This is a genomic window from Aliivibrio friggae, from assembly GCF_057368515.1.
Window position 1 is genome coordinate 207006 of sequence record NZ_CM170648.1, and the last position, 13143, is coordinate 220148.

Genomic DNA, 13143 nt, shown 5'->3' on the forward strand with positions numbered 1-13143 from the left:
ATTAACAACCCCTCCTAACCTTGTATCAACATAGTCAATCACAATACATTATTACTCAAGGGGAGGAACAGTATCGTGATAGCTGTAATTACAGCGACCACCTCTGAATTCTGCAAGGGAGCTTGCGACCGATCTGAAACCTGAACCCTGCTCTTAAAAACAAAAAAACCGCAGATGCTTTCACACCCACGGTTTCAAATTGTTCACAGAACCAAGTTCTTCCTCGCCCCTAGAGCGAAGCGTCCTCGGTTCTCGAATCTTAATTAAGCTTTTGCTTCAGCTGCTGCTTTAGCGATAGCTGCAAAGCTTTTCGCGTCAAGAGCTGCACCGCCAACTAGAGCACCATCGATGTCTGGTTGTGCGAAGTATGCTGCTGCGTTTTCAGGTTTAACAGAACCGCCGTATTGGATAACAACGTTCTTAGCAACTTCTTCTGATTTCTCAGCAATGTGAGCACGGATTTGAGCGTGGATGCGTTGTGCATCGTCAGCTGTAGCCGCTTTACCAGTACCGATAGCCCAGATTGGTTCGTAAGCGATGATAGCGCCTTCAAGAGCGTCAACGCCTTGAGTGTTGATAACAGCGTCAAGTTGACGTGCACAAACTGCTACCGTTTCGCCAGCTTCGTTTTGTGCTTCAGATTCACCGATACAAAGAACAGGAGTTAGACCGTTCTCTTTTAGGAATGCGAATTTCTTAGCAACAAACTCGTCAGACTCAGCGTGGTATTCACGACGCTCAGAGTGACCGATGATGATGTGAGAAGCGCCGAACTCTTTAAGCATAGCTGGAGACATGTCGCCAGTGAAAGCACCGCTGTTGTTTAGGTCAGTGTTTTGAGCACCTAGGATGATTGCGCTGCCAGCTTCAGTAAGCGTACGCTCAGCAAGGTCAACGAAAAGTGCTGGTGGAGCAACTGCAACGTCTACGCCTGTAACGCCTTCAAGTTCAGCGTTAAGACCGTTTAGTAGATCAACAACCATTTCTTTGCTGCCGTTTAGTTTCCAGTTACCCATAACTACAGGATGACGCATAGGATTCTCTCCAATTCAAATTAATGTAAAAAACTTGCGTAAAAATATAACAGATTTTGCGACAGATTTAGTGTCTAAAATCATTTTTATGCATAATTTTAGCGCTTTTATTTCGAAGTGCGAAAGATTATTAACTGAATTGAGGGGATTTTGATTGTTCCTAACTGTGATTCATTAGGCACTTTTATATTGAGGAGATTGTAACTTACGCGCTTTCACTGAATGATGGAAAAATAATCATTCATTTAACGCAGTATGAAAAGGAAGTAATAATGCCGCACTTAATCATGGAATATTCAAACTCAGCAGAGGATCGTTTAAATACGCAGGGGTTGTTAGAAGATCTGCATCAGGTGGCGATAGATTCAGAGTTGTTTTCAGTTAATGATGTGAAGTCTCGTGCGATCCGTGTTCACTCTTGGTTAGTAGGAGATAAAGGCAACAGTGCGGATTTTATCCATATAACGGTAGAGCTATTATCGGGAAGAACCGCTGAGCAGAAGAGAGAGTTAAGTCGCGCATTAATGAATGTATTAGCAGAACAAGCGAGTCACATTGATAGCTTAACTATCAATGTGCGAGATATGGAACCCGAGAGTTTCCAGAAAATAGGCTAGACACTTTTTCCAGGATAAATGCTAGTGCTTGATATTATTTGATGGACGAGTTCGTGTATTTGGAAATTGAATAATGTCCGCCACTTGGTGCTCATTAATGGGCTTATTTAATGAATCAGCAAAACGAACAAACTGCTTACCGAGCTCTTTCCCTAATAATATGTTGATGTGATTAGGGTTGTTGCCTCTTCCAATAATACGATCAATGTGGCTTTGCTGTGCCAGCAGTGGCCCTTGATGCTCTTCCGGTAAACTTTCAATAAATTCCATACTAAGTTTGTGTCGCAATGCTTCCAATTGCTCAGGGGATTTTTCCGCTAAGGCTTTAAGTTCATCGAATGAGGGGATTTCTATCTGATGATGTGAATGCGGCATTGGCTGACTCCTTGCTGTGGTATCCATGAGTTCAGCTTAGTTGGAGTTTTTAGATTTTGAGAAAGTGGAATGGGGGATATTGAAGGTTTGTCTCGTTTGTGAGAGTTAAGAGCAGGGTTCAGATTGCTTCGCTTAAAGGGTTTAGAAGTGATCGCTGTAATTACAGCGAACGAGATATAGTTCCTCCCCTTGATAGATATATCGTTGAGATTAGTGATGCTGATATAAGGGGAGGCTAGGAGGGGTTGTTAGTAATGAATCTTGGTTTATCTAAATAACATAAATATTATATAACCAACCCCCTCTAACTCCCCCTTGTATTGACTATGTCTATCTCATAACCCTAACGATTAAGGGGGAGAACTGTTCTTTGCTACTCTAACCACAGCACTCACATTCTGAATTATTCACTCGCTTTACGCTTAATAGAATCGAAGCGGTCTAGCTAGTACGTGTATAGCATCTAGTCTCACAACGATCACCCCTGAACCCTGCAAGGGAGCCTGCGACCGATCTGAAACCTGAACTCTCTAAAACAAAAAAACCGCAGATGCTTTCACACCCACGGTTTCAAATCAGGCAAAGAATTCAGATCTTCCTCGCTCCTCGAGCGAAGCGTCCTCGCCTCTCGCTCCTGCTCTTAAAGAATAATATCTCTAACTTCTTTGTCTTTACGCTCTAGATAATGAATAGACTTGATGCGACGGATCGTACGGCAGCGCCCACGAATAAGCAGTGTTTCAGTCGTTGCAATATTACCTTGGCGAGTGATGCCTTCTAGTAAATCACCTTTCGTGATACCAGTAGCAGCGAAAACAACATCATCGCTACGTGCCATGTCAGTCATTTTTAAGATAACGTTAGCTTTAACGCCCATCTCAGCACAGCGTTTTAGTTCATCTTCACCGTAAGCACGATTTTCTGGCGTATCGCCTTTCACTTCGTGACGAGGAAGAAGACGTGCTTGCATGTCGCCATCTAGTGCGCGAATAACGGCAGCAGAAACTACACCTTCAGGTGCGCCACCGATGCAATACATTACGTCGACTTCGCTATCAGGCATACATGTTAGGATTGATGCAGCAACATCACCATCAGGCACTGCAAATACACGTACACCCATTTTTTGCATATTAGCAATAATGTCATCATGGCGTGGTTTAGCCAGAGTTGTTACGACTAATGTATCTAGAGTTTTACCTAGTGCTTTAGCAACGTTTTCTAAGTTTTCTTCTAGAGAAAGGTTAAGGTCAATTGCGCCTTTTGCGCCAGGACCAACAACCAATTTTTCCATGTACATATCAGGTGCTTTTAGGAAGCTTCCTTTTTCACCAGCAGCAAGAACAGCAAGTGCATTTGATTGGCCCATAGCTGTCATGCGCGTACCTTCAATTGGGTCAACGGCGATATCAACAGCGTCACCGCCAGTACCTACATGCTCACCAATATAAAGCATAGGTGCATCATCGATTTCACCTTCACCAATAACAATCTCACCACTGATGTCAGTTTTGTTCAGCAGTGTACGCATTACTTCTACAGCAGCGCCATCAGCAGCGATCTTATCGCCACGACCAAGCCATTTGTAACCTGCCAGTGCGGCACCTTCAGTAACTCGAGAAAAAGCCATTGCTAAATCGCGTTTCATAATTGCTCCGAATAAATCGATGAATAAATAAAAATCGCGAAGATTTTAACATAACAAAAAGGGAAACGTTTGCTTTTCGAGTAAAGATTCGAATTTTTTAGAATTTATCAATTTGATTTATAGAAGAGATGCTAGGCTGTAACTCAAATAATGGATTGAAATGGTTAGTTTTAGTATGAAGTTCGTTTTAATCTTAAGAAAGTAAGTCAGATGTTGGTAAAAGATGCCGTTTTTTTGTTCAAATGATACATTTTCATGAATAACACTATGGCAGAATTGCAATTGCTGAGTAGAATAGAAAATAAGTCAGCAGAGAACATTTTACTCTCTGCATCTCATTGAAGATTACAGTTAAGGTGGCAGGAATGTCTTTAGAAATATTAGAACAACTAGAAGCTAAAGTTCAGATGGCAGTAGATACAATCGCACTGCTACAAATGGAAGTTGAAGAATTAAAAGAAACGAACGCTGAGCTAGCTCAAAATCTTGAGCAAGCAAACAACGGTCGTTCTGAAGTTGAGCAACAAGCTCAAAAAGCACGTGATGACCAAGCTCAATTTGAAGCTCGCATCCGTGGTTTACTAGGTAAGATGGAAGAAGTAGAGTAATAGAGCAGGGGCGAGGACGCTTCGCTCAAGGAGTGAGGAAGAGCTTGGTTCTGTGAATTATTTGAAACCGTAGGTGTGAAAGCATCTGCGGTTTTTTTATGCTAGTTCTTAAATCTCTTCCTCACCCATCTCTTCTAACGGCTCTTGAGAAATAATCGTCCCTGTCGAATCCGCATACAGATGATCTTCAGGCAAAAACGTCACGCTACCAAAATTAACAGCCACATCAACTTCACCGATGTTCTTCTTCGCGGCGCCTACAGGGATAGATGCCAGAGCTTGAATGCCAATGTTGATCTCTTCTAAATAATCCACTTCGCGAATACAACCGTAGACAACCAAACCTTCCCAACCATTATGAGCGGCTTTAGAGGCTAAGTCGGCATCAACCAAGGCACGGCGTAATGAACCGCCACCATCAACGAGCAATACTCGGCCTTCTCCTTTCTCATCGAGAACACGACTAATTAAGCCATTATCTTCAAAGCACTTGATTGTCGTGATTTGACCGGAAAAAGAGGTTTTGGCACCAAAATGGCTGAACATAGGTTCAACAACATCAACTTGGTCTAAATAAATGTCACAAAGGGCTGAAGTGTTATATTCCATGATGATGTCTACCTTTTGGTTGGTGTAAGGATATTCTAGTAATGACTTAATATACGTGCTTAATAAGTCATTACTATGATGGGCAACAAGTTTATATTGATAAATATAGGCCAATAGAGAAGAAAATATTAGTGAATAAAGCACACTGAACTACCGTTCCCATCATTGGTCGGATGGCTTCGCCATTGGGCGCGCGCAGTACAGAAACCACATGATAAAGTGCAAATGGACCTGCTAGTAAAAATAACCAACCAGCGAGTGAGTGAATTTGAGTGGCACTAAAAATGGCAAGACAGATAAAGCTAACTGCCATTAATACAGCGTGATATTTACGACCCCAGTCACCACCCATACGAACCACTAGTGTCATTTTTCCACAGGTTTCGTCGTTTTCAATATCACGCAGGTTATTAATATTTAATACGGCGACGGCTAATAGACCACAAGCTACCGCAGGCAGTAGCAATGCAGAGGATAGATGACCAGTATGCAGATAATAAGTACCCGCTACGCCCAATAAACCAAAGAAGATGAATACTGAAATATCACCCAAACCGCGATAGCCATAAGGTTTGTCACCCATGGTATAAGCGATGGCAGCACCAATAGCCAGTAAACCTAAGGCGATAAAACCGATGATATCCATGGTTTGATGTAGAGAAGTAAACACCAGAATTAAACCACTAATGATGGTTAAAACGATATTAATGCCAATGGCTTTTTTCATCGTATCTTGCGTGACAAGGCCTGATTGCATAGCACGTTGTGGCCCAAGACGATCATCGTTGTCCGTACCTTTTACAGCATCACCATAATCATTAGCAAGGTTAGATAAAATTTGTAATAAGGTTGCAGTAACAAATGCCATGAGAGTGATGGTAGCTGAGGCGTGATTGTTCCAATACGCTAACGCTGAGCCTGTCATAATTGAAGCAAGCGCAAGCGGTAAGGTTTTTGGACGGGCAGCACTGAGCCAAATAGCAAAAGGTGAATTTTTCATAGCATCGCAAAAATAGTGAATAGAGTCTCTATTATTCACTATTTTTGGAAGAACCCCAAATTTGAAAAGAAAAAGAGGGGAAGTTTAGACTCGTTATCCGATTTTTCCGGTATCAATTAACTGTTGTAGTAACGGACGAATGATTAATTCCATTGCAAAGCTCATCTTTCCTCCTGGAACCACAAGCGTGTTGTGACGGGACATGAAAGAGCCATCAATCATGGCAAGTAGGTAAGGAAAGTCTACATTACGGATCCCACGGAATCGGATCACCACAAAGCTTTCATCTAAGCTTGGAATGCCTTTGGCGTTGAGTGGGTTTGAAGTATCAACCGTAGGTACGCGCTGAAAGTTAATGTGAGTACGAGAAAACTGCGGCGTGATGTAATTGAGATAATCATCCATTGAGCGAACAATCGAATCCATTACCGCTTCTCGTGAATGGCCGCGATCACGAGTATCTCGAACGAATTTTTGGATCCACTCAAGGTTTACAATCGGCACCATGCCTATCAATAAATCGACGTGTTGGGAAACATCAATATCGCCATCAACCACACCACCGTGTAACCCTTCATAGAAAAGTACATCGGTGTTTTCAGGCAAATCTTGCCATGGAGTAAAAGTCCCCGGCATTTGGTTGAAGGGAACGGCCTCATCAAACGTGTGTAAATAGCGACGGTATTGCCCTGTGCCATCAAGACCATATTGACGGAAGAACTGCTCGAGTGCTGGAAAGTCATTTGCTTGAGGGCCAAAGTAGCTGATGTGCTTACCTTGTTCTTTCGCTTTACGGATCTCTACATCCATTTCAGGACGCGTAAATCGATGAAAGCTATCGCCTTCAAGCCATGATGCTTTAATGTCCATCATATTGAACATTTTACGAAAGGCTTCAGAAGTCGTAGTAGTACCTGCACCGGATGAACCAGTAACGGCGATAATTGGATGTTTAGCGGACATGACAAACCCTGTCGGTTATTCTTGGCATCAAGCCTTAATGTCAGAATGTTATAACAGGGTTGCGTTAAATGATACGTTATCGTTTAAAATTTGTGATTGATTGAAAACGATTATTCAAATTCATGATTGGTGAGATTAGGATTAAAACGCGCTTTGGTTTGAATATCGACCGTTTCATGTAACTCTGAAAACACGACCATCGCTTCGCCACTTTTAAGTAATAGCTTAATTTGTTCTATTTTATCTTGATGGCTGCATTCCATCTCACCGTAATCTGTCCCTTCTCGAAGTACAAATTCTGAAATTAAATTCTCTAGTGTGTCTGGTGCGATGTCTTGCCAAGGAATGATCATACTACTTATCTCATCCGTTTAATGAATAGCCATGAGTGGCGTTAGGATTATAGAGCGTGTTGAAACCATTGATTTACGGTGGTCTCTAACCAAAAATTGGGTTTGGTGAATGAACCATTAATAAAGCCCACATGACCACCATGCTCTGTTAGTTGATAGTGTACACAGTTAGGCAGAGGATGAGTAGGGATCACCGCTTTTGTCATAAATGGGTCGTCTTTAGAGTGAATAATGCGTGTTGGAACATCTATGTCATCTAAAAACTGCAGACCACTGCATTGTTGATAATAATCTTGTGCGTTCTCGTAGCCGTGCATTGGGGCGGTGAGTAAATTATCAAATTGCAGGAGATCGGGAATGGCTGCAATCATTGTTTTATCTAAACCGACGATTGCTTTTCTACTTCCGTTGATCTTTTTGATGCTACTGGCTTTCAATGATCGTAATAAATAGCCTTGATAGACTTGGGAAAAGCCTTGTTGAATACGCTCTGAGCAAGCGGCTAAATCTAAAGGAGCAGAAATAACGGTTGCTGCATTCAATAATGTTTTTGTTTTGTACTTAGCAAGATAATTTACCAGCATATTGCCACCCAGAGAGATCCCAGTAGCAACTTTTACTTGTTGTGGAAAGCGGCTGTCTAACATTTGAATAAAAAAACGCGCGTCTTCGGTTTCCCCTGAGTGATAGGCTCTGGCTAAACGGTTTGGTACGGCACTGCACCCTCGAAAATGCATCATTACGCCTAACCAACCTTGTTCTTTAGCGGCGGCGAGTAATCCATTCGCGTATGGGCTTTCAAAGCTGCCTTCTAAGCCATGAAATAAAATGAAGATGGGTTTATCTCCGGCTTTATTTGGATTTTCACTCCATGCTAAATCTACAAAATCACCATCAGGCAGTTCAAGGCGCTGCCAATAAGCATTGAATAGTGGATTTCTACGTATTAAGCGAGGCAGAAGGGTTTGAATGTGGCAATTGGATAACCCTGTAGCTGGTGTAAATTGGTCCATCATCGAGATATACCTTAATTAGCTTGGTTAGCTTGTAAGTTGAAAATGAGTGTTTCTGCGTTCAGTGAAAGACAGTAATGACGTAATAGAGCGGGAGTGTCGATTGCTGTTACTTGTTTTAATGGAATACGTAATAAAGCTTCAATAAGCTCAGCTTGCTGTTGTCGTTCGAGTTGAAGCTCAAAGTTAAGCGCATCTTGATAAAGAGATATATTGGCCGTTTTTTTGATCGCTTTGCGTAATTTACGATAAGAAAACAATAAGGTATCAGTGCTGATAAGAGCCGTTTCAAGAGTCTTTATATCTGGTGTTGGAAAGCCAATGCTAAGGCTATCAAGCCAAATTAAGAGTAATGCTAAGTTAACATTGCCATGATGTTTGTCTTGTAGGGTCAGCGCGCCTTGTTGTACACCTTTTTCATTGTAGTGGGATAACGAGAAGGACCAAAAGGCTTCGCCGGTAAGCAAAGCCTTTTGTTGTTTACTGACTGGAGGATTACAGCTGAGAGGCATTCTCTTTTTCTTCAATTTGCTCTTGAAGATCCATCCACTCCATTTCGACATCTTCTAGCTCTGATTTTGCTGAGGCTTGAATCGCTAAGACTTCCGTTAAGCGTTTTTTATTTTCTGCTTCATACAAAGAAACATCACCTAACTCTTCTTCCGCTTGGCTTATGGCTTCATTCAATTTGTCCATTTTCTTTTCAAGCTTAGTCACTTCTTTACGTAGTGGTGCTATCTGCTTTCTGAATTCGGCTTCTTTACGCTTTTGCTCTTTTTTGTCTGCCGCACTTAAGCTCGTTGAAGTGCTTGGACTGTCTTGCTTGTCTTGTTGTAGTTGTTCTTTACGTTCGGTCTTGTTTTGTTCTGTTAGCCACTTGTAGTAATCGGTTAAGTCACCATCAAAAGGAACCACTTGGCGATCATGAACTAGGTAAAGATCATCTGTGGTAGCACGAAGTAAGTATCTATCGTGACTGACGATAACCATTGCACCTTCAAAGGTTTGTAGTGCCATGGTTAAGGCTTGGCGCATATCCAAATCAAGGTGGTTGGTTGGTTCATCGAGTAGCAACATGTTTGGTTTTTGCCACACAACAAGTGCTAATACTAGACGTGCTTTTTCACCACCTGAGAATGGACCTACTTTATCGAGCGCTTTCTCACCTTGAAAACCAAAGCTACCTAAGTAATCACGCAGTTGTTGCTCGGTGTGATTAGGAGCAATTTGCATTAAGTGTTGTAGTGGCGTTTCTTCTACGTGCAGCGTTTCTAATTGATGCTGTGCAAAGTAACCAATTTTTACACCTTGGGAGTAGCTGAAAATGCCACTTTGTGGTGCTAACTCACCTGAGAGTAATTTAATTAAGGTCGATTTACCGGCACCATTTCGACCCAGTAGACCAATACGGCTGCCCGGAACAAGGTTCAAACGAATTTGTTCTAGAATGGTGTTGTTTTCATAGCCCGCGCTTACTTCATCCATCATTAGAATTGGATTTGGCAGGGCATCGGGTTCTCTAAAGTTAAAGCTGAATGGATTGTCTAATTGTGCTGGTAGCACTTTTTCCATCTTCTCTAACGCTTTAATACGGCTTTGTGCTTGACGTGCTTTTGATGCTTTGTAACGGAAGCGGTCAATGTATGACTGCATGTGCGACATGTTCTTTTGCTGCTTTTGGTATTTCGCTTGTTGCAGCACTAATTTTTCAGAGCGTTGCACTTCAAATGACGAGTAGTTACCTGTGTATTCGTTCAATTGCTGATTTTCGACATGAATGATGCGATTGATTACTGGATCAAGAAAATCACGGTCATGAGAAATAAGCATTAAGGTGCCAGGGTAATTTTGTAACCAACGCTCTAACCACATTACGGCATCTAAATCTAAGTGGTTGGTTGGTTCATCGAGTAGCAATAAATCAGAGCGACAAATCAGGGCTTGCGCCAAGTTTAAACGCATACGCCAGCCACCAGAGAATTGAGTTAGATTCCACTCCATTTGCTGTTGAGAAAAGCCTAAGCCGTTAAGTAATTCAGCCGCACGTGAGTTAATGGTGTAACCACCAGCAATATCTATTTTGCTGTGAAGTTCAGCAACTAAGGTGCCGTTATCTACCTCTTCTGCTTTACGTAACTGCTCTTCTAAGCCTCGAAATTCACGATCGCCATCGATAACATAATCAATTGCTTTGCGCTCTAATGCCGGTGTTTCTTGCGCTACCCATGCCATTTCCCAGTTTTGAGGAACACGGTTTGAACCGGCATCAACGCTTAATTCGCCTTTAATTAGGGCAAAAAGAGTGGATTTACCACAGCCATTTTTTCCGACCAAGCCCACTTTGTCACCCGGGTGAATAGTGGCAGAGGCTTGTTCTAATAATGGCTTCCCGCCACGAAGTAATTGAATGTCTGAAAACGTAATCATGCTGTGGTGTTCTTCTCTTGTTGGCAAAATAGTGAATACGAAGAGCATAGTAGGCGTAAGAGGGAAGATTGTCGATATGGAAATAGTCTGTATGATGGAGAAGATAACAACAAAAAAGAAAAGTCTAGAAAGGAATTTATGACTCAGTTGCCTAAAATATTAGTGATCCTCGCTCATCCTGATCCTGAACATTCAGTTGCCAATAAAGCCATTTTAACGGCCTATCAAAATCTCGCTCATGTCACTGTGCATGATCTTTATGCCCAATATCCAGAGTTTTTCATTGATGTAGTTTATGAGCATGAGTTGATTGCTCAGCATGACATTATTGTTTTTCAACATCCTCTTTATCTCTACTCATGTCCGGCACTGTTAAAAGAGTGGATGGATTGTGTCCTTGGAAAGGGGTTTGCCTATGGTGAGGGCAATGCTCTAAAAGGGAAGCAATGGCGCAGTGTGATTACCGCTGGTGGTATTGAAGAGGCGTTTTCTGAGAGGGGTTATAATCAACATACGATGGATGAGATTTTAATTCCTTTTAAGATCACCGCTGCGTTATGTCAGATGGAATGGTTAACGCCATCAATTCAATATTGGGCTCGAAAAATTACGGTAGAAAAACGTCAGCAGTTTATTGATGAGTATAGAGATTGGTTGTTGAATCCCAAAGGAGGCATCTAATGGCGGGTGATTGGTTACATACCAGTTCAATATTTTTAGCGGCGGCAGTGGTTACGGTTCCTTTGGCGCAGCGATTTGGTTTAGGTGCGGTACTGGGTTATTTATTGGCGGGAATTGCGATTGGTCCATGGGGGTTAGAGCTAATCTCGGATGTAGATGCGATTTTACATTTTTCTGAATTTGGCGTGGTATTGCTTCTCTTTTTGATTGGCTTAGAGCTAAACCCAAACAAATTATGGAAGATGCGAAAACCAATTATAGGGTTAGGTGGTAGTCAAGTGGTGGTGACCACCTGTGTGATAAGCGCGGTGATGCTGTTGTTTGGTCTGACGTGGCAAGTGAGTCTGGTGATAGGCATGGGGTTGGCTTTGTCATCAACCGCGATTGCCTTGCGAGTGATTGAAGAACGCAAATTATCCTCCTCTGAGAGTGGTCAATCAGGCTTTGCGGTCTTGTTGTTTCAAGATATTGCGGTGATCCCAATGCTGGCGGTATTACCTGTGCTGGCTGGGGGCGCGAGTGGCAATTGGCTTGATGGCTTATGGATATTGGCAGGTGTAATCGGTATTTTCACCTTAGGTCATTTTTTATTACGACCACTATTTAGCTATGTAGTGAAAAGTGGTGCGCGTGAATTGTTTACGGTTGCGGCACTGCTTTTAGTTATTGGTGTGTCTGCTGCGATGAAACAGTTGGGATTATCGATGGCGCTTGGGGCATTTCTAGCAGGGGTGTTACTGGCTGAAAGTGAGTTTCGTCATGAATTAGAAGTGGCGATTGAACCCTTTAAAGGTCTGCTACTTGGTTTGTTCTTTATTGCGGTCGGTATGTCGGTCAATTTAGGATTGTTACTGCAATATCCATTAGAAATATTGGCTGCTGTCACTCTATTGGTTACCTCAAAAGGGATGCTACTTTATAGCTTAGCTCGGTCGTTTGGTACTCAAGCTAAAGCGCGCAGTCAGATGGCGATGATTTTAAGCCAAGGTGGTGAGTTTGCTTTTGTGTTGTTTACGGCAGCGCAAATGGAAGGCTTATTAAGTCGTGAGCTAACCGCCTTTTTATTGGTGGTGGTCAGTTTATCGATGATGACGACGCCGTTATTATTGATAGGCCAAGATTGGTGGTTTGGTAGAACACTGAACGGTGAAGAAGAGATGCCACAATCAGATTTTACTCATGCTACCCAGCCAAAAGTAATTATCGCGGGCTTTGGTCGATTTGGACAAATTGTTGGGCGTCTGCTGTTTGCCAATAAAATTAAGTTAACCATTCTTGAAGGTGACCCAAGCCAAATTCGTTTACTGAGAAAGTTTGGCTATAAGGTCTATTATGGCGATGCTACTCAAGTCGAGTTATTACGGGCAGCAGGAGCTGAAAAAGCCGAAGCGATTGTTATTTGTAAGACCGATCCGCAAAAAGTGATGGAGATAGTTGCTTTATGTCAGCAGCATTTTCCACATTTGAAAATTCTAGCGAGGGCGAGAAGCCGAGTTGAGGCGTATGAGTTGTTAAGTGAAGGTGTGGATCACTTTTCACGAGAAACTTTTTATGGAGCCCTTGATTTAGGCCGACAAACCCTCACATCTTTGGGTATGCATCCGTATCAAGCCAAACGTGCAGAGTCGCATTTTAAAAAGTTAGATGTTGCTATGCTAAAAGAATTGTTACCATTGCACTCAGATGACAAGGTTCTGGCTTCTAAGGCGAAAGCGGCTCGAATAGAGTTAGAAGAGATCTTTGGCTTAGAAATGGAAAATGAACGATCAGATCAGAACCATTGGGATTGATGTGAGGCAGAGTTAATTAGCACAA

Annotated in this window: 14 protein-coding genes; 4 read left to right on the plus strand and 10 right to left on the minus strand. The window is 42.3% G+C overall.

All coding sequences use genetic code 11. The annotated features are described in order from the left end of the window. Positions 1 to 263 precede the first annotated feature (263 nt). Entirely contained in the window at positions 264 to 1034 is a 771-nt protein-coding gene (gene tpiA, locus AC2INI_RS00870; protein ID WP_045103077.1) for a triose-phosphate isomerase, read from the minus strand. Positions 1035 to 1306: 272 nt separating this feature from the next. Here tpiA and AC2INI_RS00875 point away from each other — a divergent pair, with 272 nt between their 5' ends. Beyond that, the gene (locus AC2INI_RS00875) at positions 1307 to 1651 is read left to right on the plus strand and encodes a 5-carboxymethyl-2-hydroxymuconate Delta-isomerase (RefSeq protein ID WP_486305147.1); all 345 of its coding nucleotides are present in this window, start codon (positions 1307 to 1309) and stop codon (positions 1649 to 1651) included. 21 nt (positions 1652 to 1672) lie between these two features. Here the strand turns inward: AC2INI_RS00875 and AC2INI_RS00880 are convergent, their stop codons facing one another. Continuing rightward, on the minus strand, positions 1673 to 2026 hold the full coding sequence (locus AC2INI_RS00880; RefSeq protein ID WP_486305148.1) for a DUF3135 domain-containing protein: 354 nt from the start codon (positions 2024 to 2026) through the stop codon (positions 1673 to 1675). Positions 2027 to 2666: 640 nt separating this feature from the next. Then, a complete protein-coding gene (gene glpX, locus AC2INI_RS00885; RefSeq protein ID WP_486305149.1) occupies positions 2667 to 3674 on the minus strand; it encodes a class II fructose-bisphosphatase in 1008 nt (335 codons plus the stop codon). A gap of 365 nt (positions 3675 to 4039) precedes the next feature. Between glpX and zapB the strand changes: the two genes are divergently transcribed. Further along, entirely contained in the window at positions 4040 to 4282 is a 243-nt protein-coding gene (zapB, locus tag AC2INI_RS00890; protein WP_486305150.1) for a cell division protein ZapB, read from the plus strand. Between the two features lie 108 nt (positions 4283 to 4390). Here zapB and rraA read toward each other — a convergent pair whose 3' ends face one another. From rraA to AC2INI_RS00925, 7 genes are all read right to left on the minus strand, one after another. Further along, a complete protein-coding gene (gene rraA, locus AC2INI_RS00895; protein WP_486305151.1) occupies positions 4391 to 4891 on the minus strand; it encodes a ribonuclease E activity regulator RraA in 501 nt (166 codons plus the stop codon). A 91-nt stretch (positions 4892 to 4982) separates the two neighbouring features. Beyond that, positions 4983 to 5891, minus strand: a complete 909-nt coding sequence (locus AC2INI_RS00900) for a 1,4-dihydroxy-2-naphthoate polyprenyltransferase (protein WP_486305152.1) — start codon at positions 5889 to 5891, stop codon at positions 4983 to 4985. A gap of 93 nt (positions 5892 to 5984) precedes the next feature. Further along, positions 5985 to 6854: a phosphoribulokinase gene (locus tag AC2INI_RS00905; protein WP_045103071.1), complete on the minus strand. Its 870-nt coding sequence runs from the start codon at positions 6852 to 6854 to the stop codon at positions 5985 to 5987. Positions 6855 to 6964: 110 nt separating this feature from the next. Further along, positions 6965 to 7207 (minus strand): YheU family protein, encoded by a 243-nt coding sequence (locus tag AC2INI_RS00910; RefSeq protein WP_486305153.1) that lies wholly within the window; start codon positions 7205 to 7207, stop codon positions 6965 to 6967. A 47-nt stretch (positions 7208 to 7254) separates the two neighbouring features. Then, positions 7255 to 8223: a hydrolase gene (locus AC2INI_RS00915; protein ID WP_486305154.1), complete on the minus strand. Its 969-nt coding sequence runs from the start codon at positions 8221 to 8223 to the stop codon at positions 7255 to 7257. Between the two features lie 11 nt (positions 8224 to 8234). After that, complete coding sequence (locus tag AC2INI_RS00920) at positions 8235 to 8732, minus strand: TIGR02444 family protein (RefSeq protein ID WP_486305155.1); 498 nt, start codon at positions 8730 to 8732, stop codon at positions 8235 to 8237. Beyond that, positions 8716 to 10647, minus strand: a complete 1932-nt coding sequence (locus tag AC2INI_RS00925) for an ABC transporter ATP-binding protein (protein ID WP_486305156.1) — start codon at positions 10645 to 10647, stop codon at positions 8716 to 8718. The genes AC2INI_RS00920 and AC2INI_RS00925 overlap by 17 nt, the downstream gene beginning before the upstream one ends. Positions 10648 to 10785: 138 nt before the next feature. Here AC2INI_RS00925 and kefG point away from each other — a divergent pair, with 138 nt between their 5' ends. After that, entirely contained in the window at positions 10786 to 11328 is a 543-nt protein-coding gene (gene kefG, locus AC2INI_RS00930) for a glutathione-regulated potassium-efflux system ancillary protein KefG (protein WP_486305157.1), read from the plus strand. After that, on the plus strand, positions 11328 to 13118 hold the full coding sequence (gene kefB / locus AC2INI_RS00935; protein ID WP_486305158.1) for a glutathione-regulated potassium-efflux system protein KefB: 1791 nt from the start codon (positions 11328 to 11330) through the stop codon (positions 13116 to 13118). Before kefG ends, kefB begins: the two co-directional genes overlap by 1 nt. The last annotated feature ends 25 nt before the right edge of the window (positions 13119 to 13143 follow it).

Bases quoted from the DNA above. Each gene is read 5' to 3' on its own strand.
- tpiA (WP_045103077.1), bottom strand. From the start codon at position 1,034: ATGCGTCATCCTGTAGTTATGGGTAACTGGAAACTAAACGGCAGCAAA.
- AC2INI_RS00875 (WP_486305147.1), top strand. From the start codon at position 1,307: ATGCCGCACTTAATCATGGAATATTCAAACTCAGCAGAGGATCGTTTA.
- AC2INI_RS00880 (WP_486305148.1), bottom strand. From the start codon at position 2,026: ATGCCGCATTCACATCATCAGATAGAAATCCCCTCATTCGATGAACTT.
- glpX (WP_486305149.1), bottom strand. From the start codon at position 3,674: ATGAAACGCGATTTAGCAATGGCTTTTTCTCGAGTTACTGAAGGTGCC.
- zapB (WP_486305150.1), top strand. From the start codon at position 4,040: ATGTCTTTAGAAATATTAGAACAACTAGAAGCTAAAGTTCAGATGGCA.
- rraA (WP_486305151.1), bottom strand. From the start codon at position 4,891: ATGGAATATAACACTTCAGCCCTTTGTGACATTTATTTAGACCAAGTT.
- AC2INI_RS00900 (WP_486305152.1), bottom strand. From the start codon at position 5,891: ATGAAAAATTCACCTTTTGCTATTTGGCTCAGTGCTGCCCGTCCAAAA.
- AC2INI_RS00905 (WP_045103071.1), bottom strand. From the start codon at position 6,854: ATGTCCGCTAAACATCCAATTATCGCCGTTACTGGTTCATCCGGTGCA.
- AC2INI_RS00910 (WP_486305153.1), bottom strand. From the start codon at position 7,207: ATGATCATTCCTTGGCAAGACATCGCACCAGACACACTAGAGAATTTA.
- AC2INI_RS00915 (WP_486305154.1), bottom strand. From the start codon at position 8,223: ATGATGGACCAATTTACACCAGCTACAGGGTTATCCAATTGCCACATT.
- AC2INI_RS00920 (WP_486305155.1), bottom strand. From the start codon at position 8,732: ATGCCTCTCAGCTGTAATCCTCCAGTCAGTAAACAACAAAAGGCTTTG.
- AC2INI_RS00925 (WP_486305156.1), bottom strand. From the start codon at position 10,647: ATGATTACGTTTTCAGACATTCAATTACTTCGTGGCGGGAAGCCATTA.
- kefG (WP_486305157.1), top strand. From the start codon at position 10,786: ATGACTCAGTTGCCTAAAATATTAGTGATCCTCGCTCATCCTGATCCT.
- kefB (WP_486305158.1), top strand. From the start codon at position 11,328: ATGGCGGGTGATTGGTTACATACCAGTTCAATATTTTTAGCGGCGGCA.